General features: G+C 38.5%; 16 protein-coding genes. 9 read left to right on the top strand and 7 right to left on the bottom strand.

Features of this window, described 5'->3' with window-relative positions; all coding sequences use genetic code 11:
* Nucleotide 1 precedes the first annotated feature (1 nt).
* Together mltG and PL_RS03860 are read right to left on the bottom strand one after the other, a co-directional pair.
* A complete protein-coding gene (gene mltG, locus PL_RS03865) occupies nucleotides 2-1,057 on the bottom strand; it encodes an endolytic transglycosylase MltG (RefSeq protein WP_041886548.1) in 1,056 nt (351 codons plus the stop codon).
* A 27-nt stretch (nucleotides 1,058-1,084) separates the two neighbouring features.
* On the bottom strand, nucleotides 1,085-1,852 hold the full coding sequence (locus PL_RS03860; protein ID WP_041886545.1) for a PASTA domain-containing protein: 768 nt from the start codon (nucleotides 1,850-1,852) through the stop codon (nucleotides 1,085-1,087).
* A 282-nt stretch (nucleotides 1,853-2,134) separates the two neighbouring features.
* Between PL_RS03860 and PL_RS03855 the strand changes: the two genes are divergently transcribed.
* Genes PL_RS03855 through PL_RS03845 form a run of 3 tightly spaced genes read left to right on the top strand, consistent with a single transcriptional unit; the run spans nucleotide 2,135 to nucleotide 4,215 of the window.
* Entirely contained in the window at nucleotides 2,135-3,121 is a 987-nt protein-coding gene (locus PL_RS03855) for a D-alanine--D-alanine ligase (RefSeq protein ID WP_041886543.1), read from the top strand.
* 9 nt (nucleotides 3,122-3,130) lie between these two features.
* Nucleotides 3,131-3,745: a Crp/Fnr family transcriptional regulator gene (locus PL_RS03850; protein ID WP_041886542.1), complete on the top strand. Its 615-nt coding sequence runs from the start codon at nucleotides 3,131-3,133 to the stop codon at nucleotides 3,743-3,745.
* Between the two features lie 44 nt (nucleotides 3,746-3,789).
* Nucleotides 3,790-4,215, top strand: coding sequence for a hypothetical protein (locus PL_RS03845; RefSeq protein ID WP_041886541.1), 426 nt, complete (start codon nucleotides 3,790-3,792; stop codon nucleotides 4,213-4,215).
* Between the two features lie 58 nt (nucleotides 4,216-4,273).
* Here the strand turns inward: PL_RS03845 and PL_RS03840 are convergent, their stop codons facing one another.
* Both PL_RS03840 and PL_RS03835 read right to left on the bottom strand, forming a co-directional pair.
* A complete protein-coding gene (locus PL_RS03840; RefSeq protein WP_052496632.1) occupies nucleotides 4,274-5,701 on the bottom strand; it encodes an MATE family efflux transporter in 1,428 nt (475 codons plus the stop codon).
* A 53-nt stretch (nucleotides 5,702-5,754) separates the two neighbouring features.
* Entirely contained in the window at nucleotides 5,755-6,174 is a 420-nt protein-coding gene (locus PL_RS03835) for an acyl-CoA thioesterase (RefSeq protein ID WP_041887076.1), read from the bottom strand.
* A 127-nt stretch (nucleotides 6,175-6,301) separates the two neighbouring features.
* Between PL_RS03835 and rpsO the strand changes: the two genes are divergently transcribed.
* Nucleotides 6,302-6,607 carry a 30S ribosomal protein S15 gene (gene rpsO / locus PL_RS03830; RefSeq protein ID WP_041887075.1) on the top strand — a complete coding sequence of 102 codons (306 nt, stop codon included), beginning with the start codon at nucleotides 6,302-6,304 and terminating at the stop codon, nucleotides 6,605-6,607.
* A 115-nt stretch (nucleotides 6,608-6,722) separates the two neighbouring features.
* Nucleotides 6,723-8,870 (top strand): polyribonucleotide nucleotidyltransferase, encoded by a 2,148-nt coding sequence (pnp, locus tag PL_RS03825; RefSeq protein ID WP_041887073.1) that lies wholly within the window; start codon nucleotides 6,723-6,725, stop codon nucleotides 8,868-8,870.
* A 65-nt stretch (nucleotides 8,871-8,935) separates the two neighbouring features.
* Here pnp and PL_RS03820 read toward each other — a convergent pair whose 3' ends face one another.
* Both PL_RS03820 and PL_RS03815 read right to left on the bottom strand, forming a co-directional pair.
* Nucleotides 8,936-11,302, bottom strand: coding sequence for an ABC transporter permease (locus PL_RS03820; RefSeq protein WP_041887071.1), 2,367 nt, complete (start codon nucleotides 11,300-11,302; stop codon nucleotides 8,936-8,938).
* A 587-nt stretch (nucleotides 11,303-11,889) separates the two neighbouring features.
* Nucleotides 11,890-12,453 carry a GNAT family N-acetyltransferase gene (locus tag PL_RS03815; RefSeq protein ID WP_041887070.1) on the bottom strand — a complete coding sequence of 188 codons (564 nt, stop codon included), beginning with the start codon at nucleotides 12,451-12,453 and terminating at the stop codon, nucleotides 11,890-11,892.
* A 112-nt stretch (nucleotides 12,454-12,565) separates the two neighbouring features.
* On the opposite strand from PL_RS03815, the gene rpe reads away from it, so the two are divergent.
* The 4 genes from rpe (at nucleotide 12,566) to PL_RS03795 (ending at nucleotide 16,743) form a co-directional block, all read left to right on the top strand.
* Nucleotides 12,566-13,240, top strand: coding sequence for a ribulose-phosphate 3-epimerase (gene rpe, locus PL_RS03810; protein WP_041887068.1), 675 nt, complete (start codon nucleotides 12,566-12,568; stop codon nucleotides 13,238-13,240).
* 87 nt (nucleotides 13,241-13,327) lie between these two features.
* Complete coding sequence (gene serC, locus PL_RS03805; protein WP_041887065.1) at nucleotides 13,328-14,395, top strand: 3-phosphoserine/phosphohydroxythreonine transaminase; 1,068 nt, start codon at nucleotides 13,328-13,330, stop codon at nucleotides 14,393-14,395.
* Nucleotides 14,396-14,401: 6 nt separating this feature from the next.
* Nucleotides 14,402-15,352 (top strand): D-2-hydroxyacid dehydrogenase, encoded by a 951-nt coding sequence (locus tag PL_RS03800; RefSeq protein WP_200890822.1) that lies wholly within the window; start codon nucleotides 14,402-14,404, stop codon nucleotides 15,350-15,352.
* Between the two features lie 176 nt (nucleotides 15,353-15,528).
* Nucleotides 15,529-16,743, top strand: a complete 1,215-nt coding sequence (locus PL_RS03795) for a DUF1015 domain-containing protein (RefSeq protein ID WP_041887063.1) — start codon at nucleotides 15,529-15,531, stop codon at nucleotides 16,741-16,743.
* Here the strand turns inward: PL_RS03795 and PL_RS03790 are convergent.
* On the bottom strand, nucleotides 16,740-17,261 hold the full coding sequence (locus PL_RS03790) for a hypothetical protein (RefSeq protein ID WP_041887061.1): 522 nt from the start codon (nucleotides 17,259-17,261) through the stop codon (nucleotides 16,740-16,742). The genes PL_RS03795 and PL_RS03790 overlap by 4 nt on opposite strands.
* Between the last annotated feature and the right edge of the window lie 28 nt (nucleotides 17,262-17,289).

The following is a 17,289-nucleotide window of genomic DNA, read 5'->3' as shown; positions in this document are numbered from 1 at the left end:
CCTATTTGAAAATGTTACGTTTATCCAGCGCTGCTCTGTATGCTTTTGCATTGATTTCATGTTGTGCTTTAGTCTCCGCAAATGCATGATAACCGGAGAAATCAGCTTTAGCACACATATATATATAATTGTTGTGCTCGTGGTTTAACACGGCATCAATAGCATTGATACTTGGCATCATGATCGGACCCGGAGGCAAACCTGCATATTTATAGGTGTTGTATTTAGAATCTACACGTAATAATGGTCCGGTTACTCTTTTCACGGTGAAATCACCATTGGCGAAAATTACAGTCGGATCTGCCTGTAGTAAAATGCCTTTATTCAGACGATTCAGATACAGACCTGCAATAGAAGGCATTTCTTTGTCGTATAAAGCTTCTCCGTCAACTATTGACGCCAGAATAGTTACCTGCTGAGGAGTTAAATTCAAAGCTGCTGCTTTTTGTTTACGTGCCGCAGTCCAGAATTTATCATACTCTTTCTGCATTCTGTTAAAGAATTCAATCGGAGTGGTATTCCAGTACATCTCATAGGTATTCGGGATGAACATGGTATAGCTGTTATCAAGGGTGAAACCGTATTTTTCTACCAGCGCAGCTGAATCCAGTACCTTTAAAAAGGTTAGGGAATCTGCTTCGAGGCTCTTTGAAAGATAAGCTGCAAATTCTTCTTTTTTCCTGATGTTATGGAACTTCAGTTTAACAGGCTCCTGATTACCAGCCTTGATCAGGTTAATCAGACTGCGGTTATTCATTCCTTTAGCCAGTTTATAGCGACCAGGTTTTAAACGTTGTTCCAGATCCATTTTTACTGCTGCCTGACTAAAACTTCCGACATCAGTCAGCAAGTCTTTACTCTTGATCTCTTTATACAGGTCATCTATCGTAGAACCTGTTTTGATATACAGATATTGCTCTTTACCGCTGATGTTGGGAGCGAAGTAAACTTTATAAAGTTTCAGACCGTAAAATGCGCCTGCAACGAGCAGGATTAAAACTGCAGCCCATATGATTTTAGTGCTCTTTTTAATTTCTTTGGTGGTTTCAGTTGTCATAGAAAATTGAAATTCTGATTTATGCGCTTATTTCTTGTTAGACAGGGTAATGTTTACTGCTGTTCCGATTTTAACTTTTGAAAGTGAATCTGAAAGAGCAGGGCTTTGTGCAGTGATAACGGCATTTGCAGTGTCAGTAATATTGCCATCATAGGTTATCGTTCCCAGTTTAAGATTTGAACCTTTTAAAGAGAACACAGCTTCGTCTTTGGTGAAACCTAAAAGAGTTGGAATTTCTACATCCTCGTTTCCACGTCCATCACCTAAAAGCAAGTCTATTTTGGAACCTTTCGGGATTACATCCCCTGGTTTTATAGCTGATCCGCCAAATGAAACTTCCAGCACAACATCTCTGCTGACATCTGCTTTATATACGGTATCTCCAACTTTTAATCCGAAACTGGCGATTATAGCCTGTGCTTCTATGAAAGATTTAAACTGGATGTCAGGGAATTTAACATTTGGTGCCTGCGCTGTATTGATAGTCAGATAAATTGTACGGTTATCTTTTACAAAAGTATTGGCTTCTGGATCCTGATCAATTACAGTTCCCGGTGGCATATCCATTATATATACAGAGTCTACTTCGTAACGTAAACCCAGATCTTCTAATTTGGTTACAGCCTGATTAAAAGACAGGCCTTTTACTGCCGGTACATTTAATCCCTGACCATGCTTGGTATAATAACGCAAACTGAAAAATGCAACGAAAAGAAGCACAGCTACAGTAGCGATGGCAGCGAAAAGGTTGTTTCTGAATGATTTAGTTTGTAAGTAGGAAATGAATTTTGCCATTTATTTATTTTGTGTACGTAGTATTTGGCTCAAATTTAGACTAAAATTATATTTTATCGGAATTTAAATGAGATCTGAATAAACTATTTTAATATTTTTGAGCCATATCTTATCGTTAATTTGATTAATCAGAAATATTCAGGATGAAAGTGTCAGGTGCAGCTTACACTAAACGTAGTGCATCTGTAATTAGTACACGACACTTTCACCGGCCTTAAAAACATCTGGTGCGCCTGAGCATCTGGTGAAATATAAATAACCGACAAAACAAGAATAAAAATAATGAAAAAAGTAATAGCGTTAATAACCGGAGGGACAACAGGGGAATGGGTGATTTCTGTGAAAAGTGCCGCAACTATCGCACATAATCTTGATCCTGATAAATTTGATGTTTATAAAATCATGCTGACTCAGCAGGGCTGGTTTTATGAGCCTGTTGATTCTGTCAGGATAGAGGTAGACCGTAATGACTTTTCTGTACTTTATAATGGAAGAAAGATCACTTTTGACGGGGTTTTTATTGCAATTCACGGCGCTCCGGGTGAAGATGGTAAATTGCAGGGATATTTTGATATGCTGGGACTGCCTTATACAACCTGTGATGCGCTGACTTCTGCCGTGACCATGAATAAGGGGTATACCAAAGCAATTGTGCAGGATATTCCAAATTTACATATCGCTAAATCTGTTCAGATTTTTAAGGAAACACCTTATAATCTTTCTGATATCAAGAGCTCGCTTAAGCTTCCATATTTTGTAAAACCGAACAATGGCGGCAGCAGTATCGGCATGAGCAAAGTGAAAAACCAGTATGATCTGCAAACAGCAATTGATAAGGCTTTTAAAGAGGATAACCAGATTCTGATTGAAGAGTTTATTGAAGGACGCGAGTTTACTGTTGGTGTAGTTAAACTGGATGGAAAAATCACAGTACTGCCTGCTACTGAAGTGGAGACGGCTAAAGAATTCTTTGATTTCGAAGCAAAATATACTCCTGGTGTTGCTGTTGAAACAACGCCGGCCCCTTTGCGCCCTGAAACCCGTAAACGTGTGGAAGAGATTGCAACAGCTGTTTATGCTAAGCTCAATTGCAGAGGGGTAGTGAGAATTGATTTTATTTTAACTGGTGATGAAGGTGATTTCTGTTTTATTGAAATCAACACGATCCCGGGACAGACAGTAACGAGCTTCATCCCTCAGCAGGTCGCTGCTTTCGGACTGAAACTAAATGATTTCTATACCAAACTGATTAAAGAGACTATTGGTTAAAATTGCTCAATGTATATTCAGTATTTAACAGATCGGAATTTTAAAACTACCTTTTATAAAAAGGGCGAAGTAGTGTATGAGCCGGGGCAGCAACCGAAATATGTCTATTTCATCAAAAACGGGGAAGTCCGGATGGCTACCGTTAATCGGGATGGAAGAGAGTTTATACAGGGCGTATTTAAGTCAAAGCAGCATTTCGGAGAACCTGCATTACTGCTGGACCGTCCTTACCTGGCTTATACGATAGCTTCAAAGGATACTGAAGTGATCCAGCTGGACAGAGCTGCATTTCTTGAAATGATTGATCAGAACAGGTCTTTTAGTATGGATCTGATTATGACGATGAGTAAAAGATTGTTTTACAAATCTATGATGCTTGAAGAACTGGCCAACGAACAGGCCGAACACAGATTGTTTACACTGATCAATTATCTGTGCCTGGATCTGGATAACGGGGCTGCTTTGAATATAACCAGGCAAACACTGGCAGATATGAGCGGTCTGAGAGTGGAAACTGTAATCAGAACAATAAAGAAATTAGCCGCAGTTGGAGACCTTAAACTGGTAAGAGGGAAAATTGTTAAGGCAGGATATGATATAGATCATAAAAAGGATGTATTATAATGATTAATTTTGTATATTAATTATTACGAATAAAATTAAAGTTTATGGCACCTATTACAAAGTTAGAAGCCGTCATTCAATGTAAATGTCCAAGATGCAGACAGGGAAATATTTTTAGTGGTAAAATGTATTCTTTTTCGTTCAAAGGACAAATCACGAATGAGTATTGTCCACATTGCAATCTGCGTTTTGAGAGAGAACCTGGTTTCTTCTACGTTGCAATGTTTATCAGTTACGCAATGAATGTGGCAGAAATGATTAGTGCGAGTGTAGCTACTTATGTTTTAGGCCTGCCGCTTGTTTATGATAATCTATGGTATTATGTAGGTATTCTGCTGTTAACAGTTTTTATCTGTTCTCCGTTTAACTACAGATATTCAAGAGTAATACTGTTACATTGGTTAACACCGGGTTTGGGTTATATACCAGGTAGTGGTGATGATCCTGCAAATTTCATTAAATCTGCATAATTCAGCAATCGTATAATTTCTGTTTTAAAACAGAAATTATACGATCATCAATATAAGGTTAAACCTGTTTGGTTTTCCAGTTGCCTTTTTTGAATAAGATATAGCCTGCAATAGCAATTCCTGTTTCGGAAACCGGGATAGCTACGAACACGCCATCCGGCCCCAAATTGAAATGTTTTGCCAGAATAAAGGCCAGCGGAATCTGAAATAACCAGAAACCAAAGAAGTTAATCAGTGTTGGTGTTGTTGTGTCTCCGGCTCCGTTAAAGGTACTTGTCATGACCATGCCTATTCCATAGAACAAAAATCCCATACTCATAATATTCAGTGCCCTGGAAGCAACACCCTGAATTAAGGTGTCTTCTGTGAAAAATGAAATGAAGTAGTGCCCGGCCAGTAATGTGAGTATCATGGCTATGGCCATATAGATTAAAATATATTTTGTAGTCTGCCAGACAGAGTCTTCAGCGCGTTTAGGATCTTTCGCTCCGAGGTTTTGTCCTACCAGTGTTGCTGCAGCACCACTTAAACCCCAGGCTGGCAGCATAAAAAACATCATTAATCTCAATGCCGTCTGATAACCCGCTGAACCATGATCCCCGCCTGTAGTGGCAACCAGCTGTGCCAGAAAAATCCAGCTGCATGACCCGATAACGAATTGGAATATCGCTGGAACGGCAATTTTAAGTAAGGCAGTGATTTGTTTGAAGTGGGGGTAGAGGTAAGCCAGCTTTATTTTTAACTGACCATTTCCTTTAATCAACTGATACAACTGATAACAGACACCGGTTGCCCGGCCTATAGTAGTTGCTATGGCAGCGCCGGTTAAACCGAAAGCCGGTATTGGTCCAAATCCATTAATTAATATCGGACATAAGATAATATTGGCCAGATTGGCTACCCATAAACTTTTCATCGCTATGGCAGCATTTCCTGCACCTCTGAAGATTCCGTTAATCAGAAATAACAAAACAATAATTGTACTTCCGCACATCATTGTCTGTATAAATGGGGTGCCGGCCGTAGCTGTTGCTGCCGAAGCGCCCATGAGCATCAGAATCTCCCGGGCATAAATAAAACCTGCTATACTCAGTAATATATTAAATACCACAGCGACCAGTACCGCCTGCATACCTGCTTTTGCAGCTGCAGCCGGATCTTTTTCTCCGATTCTTCTGGCAACCACTGCTGTTGCTGCCATACTCATCCCAACGGCAAGAGAATAGATAATGGTCAGTACTGATTCTGTTAAACCTACTGTTTGTATGGCTTCACTGCTATTGTGAAGATGGCCTACAAAATAAAGGTCTACTAATGCGAATACGGATTCCATGATCATTTCGAGCATCATGGGAATAGCCAGTAATAAAACGGCTCTGCGCATACTGCCCTGAGTAAAGTCAAGTTCTTTACCCTGAACAGCTTGTTTGAGTAAGTCGAAGATTTTGCCGGCCTTACTGGCTGAATGGCTTTGTTTTGTAGTCATATAATTATTATCCTAATGTAATAATAAATTATATTTATACAGGGTGTTTTTCTTTATACACTATAGGCTTTAATCATTTCTTCACTAACCTTACAGCCTCTTCCGGTAGTGGTATCTATTAGTACATAATCAAACCAGCCATCTGATGCTATTTTGCCGGTGCGTACGGTTTCTATTTCAAACTGAACACGGCATCCTTTTTCATTGATCGTCAGTATTCCAGTTCTTATCTTAAGCTGATCTCCCAGAATCAAAGGTCTTTTATAGTCTACGTGTGCAGTGCGGACAACCCACCCGAAACCGCTTTTCAGGAATTCCTCCATAGGCATTTTATAGAATTTCTCCATCTGATCGTAACGCGCAGCCAGTACATAATCAAAATATTTACTGTTATGGACGTGATTAAACATGTCTATATCATCGGGTCTTACCTGTAATGCTGTCTCAAATATGCTGTATTCCGTCTTTTCCATCCTGCAAAAGTAAAGTTTGAGGGCTGTTTACAGAAATAATTTATCAGGATAGATGGTTATCCTGAAAACTTACACTATCTTTGCGCCTAATTAATTAATCAATATACACTTTAGTATAATTCAAGCAATGTATTTAAGTAAAGAAGTAAAAGCCGACATTTTCAAAAAACACGGCGAAGTAGAAACTAACACAGGATCTGCAGAAGGACAAGTAGCGTTATTCACTTACCGTATCGCGCACTTAACAGAACACTTGAAGAAAAATCGTAAAGATTTCTCTACTCAATTGTCTCTTCAAAAATTAGTAGGTAAACGCCGTGGTATTTTGGCTTACCTGTTTAAAAAAGATATCAACCGTTACCGTGCTATCATTAAATCTTTAGGTTTAAGAGATATTATCAAACCATTAGGTTCGACAAGAGATAGTAAATAAGCGTTAAAATATCAAGAAAAGCCATTCTAAAGGATGGCTTTTTTAATTGAAGAATAAAAATATATATATAAATCTGGTGTGTCCAAAGAGGAAAACACACCGCAACAATTTGTAAATGAATGTAATAAAAAAATCGTTCGATCTTGGCGATGGAAGAACCATCGAAATTGAAACTGGAAAATTAGCTAAACAGGCTGATGGTTCAGTTGTGGTAAGAATGGGTGACACAATGCTTTTAGCTACTGTAGTTTCTTCAGTAGGTGCTAAAGCTGGTGTTGACTTTTTACCTTTATCTGTAGATTACCAGGAAAAATATGCGGCTGCTGGTCGTATTCCAGGTGGTTTCTTACGTCGTGAGGCTAGATTATCAGACTATGAGGTTTTAATCTCACGTTTGGTAGACCGTGCTTTACGTCCAATGTTCCCTGAAGATTATCACTCTGATACTCAGGTAATGATCACACTGATCTCTTCTGATAAAAATATAATGCCGGATTCACTGGCTGGTTTAGCTGCTTCAGCTGCCATCGCTGTTTCTGACATTCCTTTTAACGGACCAATCTCTGAAGTTCGTGTTGCTAAAATTGATGGTCAATTAGTGATCAATCCATATGTTAGTGACTTAGAACGTGCTACTTTAGAGTTTTTAGTGGCTGGTACTGAGAATGATATCGTAATGGTTGAAGGTGAAGCTGATGAAATTTCTGAAGAAGAAATGGTTGAAGCTATCGAATTTGCTCATAAAGCGATCATCGTTCAGGTTAAAGTTCAAAAAGAATTAACTGAATTAGTTGGTAAAACAAAAAAACGTGAATATTCTCATGAAGACAGCAACCCTGAATTAAAAGAGCAGGTTTATGCTGCTACTTATGATCAGGTTTACGCTGTAGCTAAAAGCCAGACTGCAAAACATGAGCGTACGGAGAAATTTGCTGAGATTTCAGCTGCTTTCGTAGCAACTCTTGGTGAAGAAGTTGATGCTGTAACTGCGTTTTTAGCTAAAAAATATTTCCACGATGTACAATATGACGCTATCCGTAACCTTGTTTTAGACGAAGGTATGCGTTTAGATGGTCGTGATGTACGTACTGTACGTCCTATCTGGAGCGAGGTTAGTTATTTACCTTCTGCTCACGGTTCTGCAGTATTCACACGTGGTGAAACTCAATCATTAACTACGGTTACTTTAGGTTCTAAAGATGATGAGCAAATGATTGATGGTGCTTTCATCAATGGATATAATAAATTCTTATTGCACTACAATTTCCCTGGATTCTCTACTGGTGAGGTTCGCCCGAACAGAGGTGCAGGCCGTCGTGAAATTGGTCATGGTCACCTGGCTATGCGTTCATTAAGAAAAGTATTACCGGGACTGGAAGAAAATCCTTATACAATCCGTATCGTTTCTGATATTCTTGAATCTAACGGTTCTTCTTCTATGGCTACTGTTTGTGCTGGTACATTAGCACTGATGGATGCAGGTATTAAAATCAAAGCTCCGGTATCGGGTATTGCAATGGGATTAATTACTGATGAGAAAACTGGTAAATATGCAATCCTTACTGACATCCTTGGTGATGAAGATCACTTAGGTGATATGGACTTCAAGGTAACTGGTACTGAAAAAGGTATCGTTGCTTGTCAGATGGACTTAAAAATCAATGGTTTGAAATGGGAGGTTTTAACTGCTGCCTTGAAACAAGCTAATGAAGCCCGTTTACACATCTTAAATGAGATGGCGAAAACTATCGCTGTTCCCCGTGAAGATTATAAAGATCACGCTCCGCGTATCGTATCTCTGAGCATTGACAAAGAATTTATCGGTGCTGTAATTGGCCCGGGTGGTAAAATCATTCAGGAAATGCAACGCGAAACCGGCGCATCTATCTCTATTGAAGAGGTTGGTAACAAAGGTATCGTTGAAATTTTTGCTGATAACAAAGCCGCGATTGATGCTGCTGTTAAACGTATCAATGCAATCGCCGCTAAACCGGATATAGGTGCTACTTATGATGGTAAAGTTAAATCTATCATGCCATTTGGTGCTTTCGTTGAGATTATGCCAGGTAAAGATGGTTTACTGCACATTTCTGAGATTGCATGGGAACGTCTGGAAACTATGGATGGTGTCCTTAAAGAAGGTGACAAAATCCAGGTTAAATTATTAGACATTGACAAACAGGGTAAAATGAAACTTTCAAGAAAAGCTTTATTGCCTCGTCCTCCAAAACCGGAAGGTGTCCAGGAAAATAAGCCTGCATAAGGTTCATAATCACAAAAAAAGCCTCACAATTATTTTGTGAGGCTTTTTTTGTGATTATGATTTTATTATTCGTGTTTCAGTGCGTCTATCGGAGCTGATTTGGCTACTTTAACAGATTGTACACTTACCGTTATAATAGCGATGATCAGCGATAAACCAATGGCCAGAGTAAAAGGTACGATTGTAATCCCTACCTTGAATTCAAAACCTGACAGCCATTTACTGATCAGGATATAGGCAATTGGAAATGCAATGAGGTTAGCAATACCTACCAGTTTAATGAAGTCTTTATTGAGCAGTGTTAAAATATTCAGGGTACTTGCACCTAAAACTTTACGGATACTGATTTCCTTTCTTCTTTGTTCCGCCATGAATAATGCCAGGCCCAATAAGCCCAGACAGGAGATGAAAATAGCAAAACCACCAAACCAGTTGGATAGAATTCCTAATAATCTTTCATTTTGGAATTTCTGTTCAAAACTATTATCGACAAACACTCTGTCTACCGGGAAATTAGGGTTGAGGGATTTAAAAACATTGTCAATCTGGTCTGCTGATGTACTGATATTCTGAGCAGGATTCAGTCTGGCAATTACAAATTTGACTCCTTCGATTTGATTGGTGATAAACATAGGCGCAGCCTTATTATAAGGTGACTCCATGACGAAGTCTTTCATGACACCAATTATTGTATAAGACTTATCGTAAATATTTATAATTTGCCCGACAGGTTGTTTGAATCCCATGACTTTGACTGCGGCCTCATTAATTACAATACTGGTGGAATCAGCAGTGAATTTGGAAGAATAGTCCCTGCCGGCCACCATTTCGGCACCTATGGTTCTGGCAAAGTCTTCACCTGCATCACGGTTATTAAACAGCACATCCTCATTTGGACTTTTACCAGGCCAGCTAACATCAAATGTATTGTTTCCGCCTTCATTTATACTTCTGCTAAAATAACTTACTTCTGTCACTGCTCCGGTTTTGAGTAGTCGTTCTTTTAATATAGTTAATTTCTTATGATTGGTAAGGCTTCCCTGTATGGGTATTTGTATTAAACCAGCTTTATTATAACCAATTGGTTTGTTTCTAATGAAATTGAGCTGCTGGTAAATAACTGCAGTACAAATGATTAAACAGGCGGCAAATACGAACTGAAAGACAACTAAAACCTTTCTTGTCGAGAGTGAAGAATTACCCGCAGTACTAAAGCCCTTGAGTACCTTAACGGGTTCAAAAGAGGAGAGGTAAAATGCCGGGTAACTGCCTGCGATAAGACCAGTAATTATCGTCAGGCCAACCAGAACTGCCCAGAATGTCCAGTTTTGGTAGTTGATAACAAGCTCAATGTTGAGTAGGGTGTTAAAATAGGGAAGGCTCATCTCCATTAAAATAAATGCAACCAGCATTCCCATAAAAGAAAGCAAAGTGGATTCTATCAAGAACTGCCCGACCAGTGCAGTTCTTGAAGAGCCGATTGTTTTTCTGACGCCAACTTCTTTAGCTCTTTTTTCTGATCTGGCAGTGGAAAGGTTCATGAAGTTAACACAGGCAATAAGGAGGATACAGAATGCCAGTATGAGAAATATTCTGAGCTGATCTATCTTACCGCCAACTGATTTACCATTTTCAAAGTTACCATACAAATGCCATTTTGATAGAGGATGAAGCAATGCCGTATTGGTTGCATTTTTGATATGATTTCTATAGATATCCCTGATCTGATTATTGGCTTTATCAAAGAAAACATTACTCTGGAGCTGAACTACGGTCAGGCACATGTTGTTACCAAAATTTATTTCCTTTGCCCAGGGATGTTGTTTTAAGAATAAAGACCAGGGCATCAGATAATCAAACTGGATGCTGCTGTTTTTCGGAACATCTTCAATGACTGCTTCAACCTTTAAAACCTCGGTATTCTCTAATTTTACTGTCTTATTGATCGGGTCTTCATCGCCGAACAGGTTTTTTGCCAGTGTTTTGGTTAAAATAACAGAATTGATATTGTTTAAAGCCAGGTTTTGATTTCCTTTAATAACCTTATAATCGAATATCTTCAGAAAAGACGGGTCTGTATAAACGCATTTCTTTTTGAAATTCTTTTCTCCATTACTCAGTAAGGCTTCCTCCGGATATGATGAGCGTGAAGTGTAAGCTACGCCCGGTATTTTACTTTTTACCTCATCGGCCATGCCATTTGGCGTCCATGCCCAGCTAAAAGTTTGTGTATCGGTTTTAGCATTATTATAAATTACATAGGTTTTATCAAAGTTGGTAAACTGTCTGTCATAGCTCCATTCATAAGCTACATAAAGCAGTAATATCATACAGCTGGCTAATCCGATTGCCAGGCCTCCAACATTGATTAGTGTATATCCTTTATTTTTCCAGAGACTGCGTAATGCTATTTTCAGGTCGAGTTTAAACATCTTTTTGGGGTTAATATTTTTTTATGCACGAAGCTAAACGTATGCCATTACCTTTTATGTCCTTTTTTGACAGGATAAACTATGATTTTTGTTCATTGTAAATTTAAAACCGTTCGATAACGGACAGGTGGTGTACATTAGCGTACCGTTTTTCAGGAGATAATTTTAGCCTGTAAATATTAAACAGTCTTGATTAAAGATCGTATAAAGTTTGGAAATTAAAGCGGTATAATTATAGTAAACTATAGCGGTCATTTGTAGTTAATAAAAAAAACCGTCGCCTGCTGTTACTCAGGATACGGTTTTTTTGCGTTTATGTTGAATATTATAGGTCAGATTTTCCGGAAACTCCAACTTCTAATACCAATTTCCCAGTAAATTCTGATTCTAGAAATTTCGAATAAACAGTTCAACTGTGGCTTCCCGAACTCATGGGCTCAAGGGAGAACGTAATGCAAATTATAAGATAAAAGTATATTAATTGATTAAGTGGTAATATTCAGTAAATTATTCTGAATGTTACCGCTTAACGATTTTATATTTTGTAAATGTGTTGTCATAGTTTTGTCACAGAATATTGTTTGGCTTTATATGATCTGGTCTGGAAACTCTTTTTTAAGTATGGAATACATATTGACATCATAATCGGCTCCGTTCCAGTGCATCCACTCTCTGAGCAGACCTTCAAACCTGAATCCGGATTTAAGCAGTATCTTTTCTGAGCCTATATTTCCAGGTAGTGTTTCGGCCTCAATTCTGTTTACCTGTAAATGCTGAAAACCAAATTTTACGACTGCAGAAATGACTTCTGACATGATACCTTTACCCCAGTATGCAGGTTTCAGCGCGTATACTAAAGAGGAGCGATGTCCGGCTTTGTAGCCGCTGTATCCTATAGTGCCGATTAATTCATCTGCCTCTTTGAGTCTGATACCCCATCTGATTGCCGTATTTTTCTCAAAGTTTTCTGCGAAAAGTCTGATGACCGGAAGTATATCCTTAATTTCTTTGAATTTGATGACGGGGAAAAATTCAGTTACACGACTATCAGTGAATAAGTTGAAAAGATCTGTCTGATGGATCGGGGTTATTTCAGTTAAGCTGGTCCGCTGAGTCTCCAGTAAAGGGAACTCCCGAATTATATCGTTCATAGAGAATTATGTTTCTGTTTTTACAATCAATATAGCTTTTATCTCTCTAAATCTACGCTACAGACAGGTTATTTTTTTATATTTACTTCATCAATAATAAACAATTAGAACAATGAAACACCTGATTGCCCCCTCTGTACTCTCTGCTGATTTTGCCAATTTACAACGTGATGTCGAAATGATTAATTCCAGCAAGGCAGATTGGTTTCATGTAGATATTATGGATGGTGTATTTGTACCGAATATTTCCTTTGGTTTTCCTGTGATGGAAGCCATTAAAAAACATGCTGCAAAGCCTTTGGATGTGCATCTGATGATTGTAAATCCGGATCAGTATATAGAACAGTTTGTAGCTGCCGGTGCTGATATGATTACTGTTCATTATGAAGCTTGTGTACATTTAAATAAAACTATTCAGGCAATCCATAAAGCAGGAGCAAAGGCTTGTGTAGCACTGAATCCGCATACACCTGTTGAGTTACTGACTGATATACTGCCAATGCTGGATATGGTATTGATTATGTCTGTAAACCCGGGTTTTGGAGGCCAGCAGTTTATTCCAAATACACTGTTGAAAATCAGAAGACTTAAAGGGATGGCAGCTCTGGTTAATCCGGGATTGCTGATCGAAGTAGATGGTGGGGTAAGTATAAATAATCTGAGTGATCTGCTGGCTGCAGGTGCTGATGTTTTCGTAGCCGGGAACGCTATTTTTGGCGCTGAATCTCCTTTGGAAATGATTGCAGCAATGAAGCTGGAATCTGCTTCATCTGTCAGTAGTATATAAGACCTATTATTTCGGTAGTATATTTCAAAAACCCCAATATTATCTGGATAAAACAATTACATTTACAATAATTAATTAGCATATAAAATGAGACATAATTTTGGAGCCGGCCCCTGTATTTTACCTCAGGAAGTGTTTAGACAGGCGTCGCAAGCCGTTTTAGATTTTAAGGATGGACTTTCTATTTTAGAGATTTCCCATCGTACACCAGAGTTTGAAGCCGTATTAGCTGAAGCTGTTAAATTGGTTAAAGAGTTATTAAATGTACCGGAAGGTTACTCTGTTTTATTTTTACAGGGAGGTGCAAGTCTGCAGTTTGCCATGGTTCCGATGAACCTGCTGAGCGAAGGACAAACAGCAAGTTACCTGGAAACAGGTGTATGGGCAAATAAGGCTATCAAAGAAGTGAAAAACTTTGGTGCTGCCAATGTTGTAGCCTCTTCGAAAGACGCTAACTTTAATTATATTCCTAAAGATTATTCTATTCCTGCAGACAGTACTTATTTCCATTGCACTTCGAATAACACGATTTATGGAACTGAAATGTTCAGTCTGCCTGATACTAAAGTACCGGTTGTATGTGATATGTCATCTGATATTATGAGCAGAGTGATAGACGTTTCAAAATATGATCTGATCTATGCTGGTGCACAGAAAAATATCGGCCCTGCCGGTTCTACTTTAGTAATCGTTAAAGATGAGATTTTAGGTAAAACAACCAATAAAATCCCTTCTATGTTAGATTATAAAGTACATATTGAAGGCGGTTCAATGTATAATACTCCTCCTGTTTTTGCTATATATGTAGCTATGCTGAATCTGAGATGGTTAAAATCAAAGGGTGGTGTTGCAGAGATAGAAAAAGAAAATAATGCCAAAGCACATGCTTTATATGCTGAAATAGATAGAAATCCACTCTTTAAAGGTACTGCCGCAGTAGAGGACCGTTCAAGAATGAATATCTGTTTTGTAATGGAAAATCCTGAACTGGAGAAACCATTCCTGAAATTTGCAGAAGAAAACGACATTGAAGGCCTGAAAGGACATAGAAGTGTCGGCGGATTCAGAGCTTCTATTTATAATGCTTTACCAATTACAAGTGTTCACAGACTAGTGGAATTAATGCAGGTTTTTGCAGAGAAACACCAAAAATAAAATTTAATGATTAAGATACTTGCAAACGATGGGATTGATCCTATCGGAAAACGATTATTAGAAGAAGCCGGTTTTATTGTAGATACGGAAACTGTTGCTCAGGATAAACTGATTGAAGCACTGCAAAACTATGATGCCATTACTGTCAGAAGCGCAACTAAAGTTCGCAAAGATGTAATTGACGCCTGCCCGGGTTTGAAACTGATTGGCAGAGGTGGAGTAGGGATGGACAATATTGATGTAGACTATGCCAGAGCGCAGGGACGTGCAGTTGTGAATACACCTGCTGCATCTTCTTTGTCAGTTGCTGAACTGGTATTTGCTCACTTGTTTACCGGTATCCGTTTCTTACAGGATGCCAACCGTAAAATGCCTGTGGAAGGTGCTGTTAGTTTTAATAAGCTGAAAAAGGATTACGCTAAAGGTATTGAGCTGCGTGGTAAAACTCTGGGTATTATTGGCTTTGGCAGAATAGGAAGAGAAACAGCTACAGTGGCTTTGGGTCTTGGAATGAATGTACTGGCATATGATCTTTATCCTTTTGATGGTAAACTGACTTTGAAATTCCAGGGTGATTTAAGTCTGGATATTCCTGTTAAAACAGTGAGCCTGGAAGAAGTGATTAAAAACAGTGATTTCATTACTTTACATACGCCTTTTGCTGATCGTCCGATATTAGGCGCAGCAGAATTTGACCAGATGAAACCTGGTGTGGGTATCGTAAACTGTTCAAGAGGTGGTACCATTGATGAACCAGCATTAATTAATGCGCTTGACAGTGGTAAAGTTGCTTTTGCCGGACTGGATGTGTTCGATAATGAACCGACTCCGCTGGAAGCTATTTTAAAGCATCCGAAAATTTCTTTGACTCCACATATAGGTGCAGCAACCAATGAAGCACAGGAGCGTATTGGTGAAGAATTAGCCTCACTGATTATAGCACATTTTAAAAATTAAGCGGCTATTATACTGATGAAACCATCATGTGCAGCAGGGTATAAACCGAAGTGAATATAATCCGGTAGCATATGATAGTTTCATTGCCGTTAAAAGTCAATTATATACTAATGAAAATAAGTTAAATGGTTTGGGATTTGATTATATTCGGTCCCAAACCAAATAACATCTATTTCATGCCTTTAGTAAAGCCATTTTCAGCGCTTATTCCTGCTGCACATTTGCAGTCTTCAGTGGTTACTAGACCGCTGGAATATTATAGTACAGGTGAGGCAAAATTAATTGCCTCAGAAAATAATTACAGTTTCCTTCATTTAATCAGTCCGGCACTTGATCATGCTTATTTGCGTGACATGAACCAGGATCTTGTCTTTCGCAAAATCGCTGAAAACTTTGATACTTTTGTAAACGGAAAAGTATTGATTCCTGTAAACCGCTCTTGTTATTATATTTATCAGGTGCATCATAATGGGTTTACACAGACTGGTTTATGGACTTTAAGTGATGTACGGAGTTATCTTGATGGCAGCATTAAAAAACATGAATTAACAGTAGAAAGAAGAGAAAAACTACTGGCTGATTATTTACAGAATACAGGCCTGGATGCTAACCCGGTACTGATCACTTATCATCCTGTGGAAGCAATTGAAACGATCACCCAAAAATATATTAAGGAATTACCGGTGATTGATTTTGTCTTTACTGACCTGACTGTACATAAAGTATGGCTGATTGATGATCAGAAAGATATAGACTTGATTACTCAGGAAATTGAAGGGATTGATGCTGTTTATATTGCTGATGGTCATCATCGTGCGGCAGCAATGTCAAAAATGGATTACTTTTCTACTGTATTTATGAATACTGATGAGATCAGGGTATTGCAGTTTAACCGCCTGGTTAGAGATCTGAATGGCCTGAGTGTAAAGGATTTTCTTGCCCGGCTGACTGATAGTTTTACTATTGAAAAATCAGATAAAGCGGTAGATCCTGAACAGTTGCATCAGATAGGAATGTACCTGGACGCACAATGGTATGTATTATATCCTAAACCTCATACTTATGATGCTAATGATCCTGTAGAGTTACTGGACGTAAGTATCCTTCAAAATCAGCTGTTAGGACCGGTGCTGGGAATTGATGATCCGCGTACCAATGCAAGAATTACTTTTGAAGGTGGTATTACAGCTTTATCGGAGATCCGGAAAATGGTAGATAACAGTCTTTATGCTGTTGCATTTACCTTATATGCGGTTTCAGTGGAGCAGATTATCAATGTAGCGGATGCGAATAAAGTTATGCCACCGAAATCTACATGGATAGAACCTAAGTTTCTGGTTGGGATACTGACTAATTATTGTATGCATACTGAAAAGTCAGAACCTGCTTAGCTGGTTCTGACTTTTTTACGGGCTCTGCTGTAGAAGAAAATTATAGCGGCAATGATAATCAATGCTGCAAAGATGATGGTATAGGTTTCCTTTTTCTCTTTTGCAGCGATATCTATTGTTTTTGCTTTAAGTTCCTCATTCTGATCCTGCAGTTTTTTTATCGTAAGCATGTAAGCTTCAATTCTTTTTGCGGTATTGTTAGCGTTGCTGTGAACCTGCTGTACTTCCTGGTCTTTATAATTCATCAGTACCTTAAGTTCTCTGAAAATATTATTGTCATTCAGAATAATACTGCGTAAAATCTCATTGGAGTTCTTCAGGTCGTTTTTTGTCTGTAAACCAAAAATTCCTGTTCTTGCACTGAGACTTAAATCGTACTGCCCGAATCTGGCACTCCGCTCTGCGAGTAAGCTGTTTATTTTTAATCTTTGTACCTGGTAAGCAGAAGTGTCATTTTGTACAGCCAGAACGTTAATAGTGGTGCTTAAACAAATAAGTAGGAGGAGAGATCTAATCATAGTATTGTATTTTAAGAAATAAAGCAAA

Origin of the sequence: Pedobacter lusitanus, from assembly GCF_040026395.1 — a bacterium.
In the GTDB taxonomy this organism is placed as follows: domain Bacteria; phylum Bacteroidota; class Bacteroidia; order Sphingobacteriales; family Sphingobacteriaceae; genus Pedobacter; species Pedobacter lusitanus.
Note: the sequence above shows the minus strand (reverse complement) of the source record. Positions and strands in the feature narration are given on the sequence as shown.

Excerpts from the sequence above, each read along its gene's own strand:
- PL_RS03790 (WP_041887061.1), bottom strand. The coding sequence starts at position 17,261 with ATGATTAGATCTCTCCTCCTACTTATTTGTTTAAGCACCACTATTAAC.
- PL_RS03800 (WP_200890822.1), top strand. The coding sequence starts at position 14,402 with ATGATTAAGATACTTGCAAACGATGGGATTGATCCTATCGGAAAACGA.
- PL_RS03815 (WP_041887070.1), bottom strand. The coding sequence starts at position 12,453 with ATGAACGATATAATTCGGGAGTTCCCTTTACTGGAGACTCAGCGGACC.
- pnp (WP_041887073.1), top strand. The coding sequence starts at position 6,723 with ATGAATGTAATAAAAAAATCGTTCGATCTTGGCGATGGAAGAACCATC.
- PL_RS03820 (WP_041887071.1), bottom strand. The coding sequence starts at position 11,302 with ATGTTTAAACTCGACCTGAAAATAGCATTACGCAGTCTCTGGAAAAAT.
- serC (WP_041887065.1), top strand. The coding sequence starts at position 13,328 with ATGAGACATAATTTTGGAGCCGGCCCCTGTATTTTACCTCAGGAAGTG.
- rpe (WP_041887068.1), top strand. The coding sequence starts at position 12,566 with ATGAAACACCTGATTGCCCCCTCTGTACTCTCTGCTGATTTTGCCAAT.
- PL_RS03845 (WP_041886541.1), top strand. The coding sequence starts at position 3,790 with ATGGCACCTATTACAAAGTTAGAAGCCGTCATTCAATGTAAATGTCCA.
- PL_RS03860 (WP_041886545.1), bottom strand. The coding sequence starts at position 1,852 with ATGGCAAAATTCATTTCCTACTTACAAACTAAATCATTCAGAAACAAC.
- PL_RS03835 (WP_041887076.1), bottom strand. The coding sequence starts at position 6,174 with ATGGAAAAGACGGAATACAGCATATTTGAGACAGCATTACAGGTAAGA.
- PL_RS03850 (WP_041886542.1), top strand. The coding sequence starts at position 3,131 with ATGTATATTCAGTATTTAACAGATCGGAATTTTAAAACTACCTTTTAT.
- rpsO (WP_041887075.1), top strand. The coding sequence starts at position 6,302 with ATGTATTTAAGTAAAGAAGTAAAAGCCGACATTTTCAAAAAACACGGC.
- PL_RS03855 (WP_041886543.1), top strand. The coding sequence starts at position 2,135 with ATGAAAAAAGTAATAGCGTTAATAACCGGAGGGACAACAGGGGAATGG.
- PL_RS03840 (WP_052496632.1), bottom strand. The coding sequence starts at position 5,701 with ATGACTACAAAACAAAGCCATTCAGCCAGTAAGGCCGGCAAAATCTTC.
- mltG (WP_041886548.1), bottom strand. The coding sequence starts at position 1,057 with ATGACAACTGAAACCACCAAAGAAATTAAAAAGAGCACTAAAATCATA.
- PL_RS03795 (WP_041887063.1), top strand. The coding sequence starts at position 15,529 with ATGCCTTTAGTAAAGCCATTTTCAGCGCTTATTCCTGCTGCACATTTG.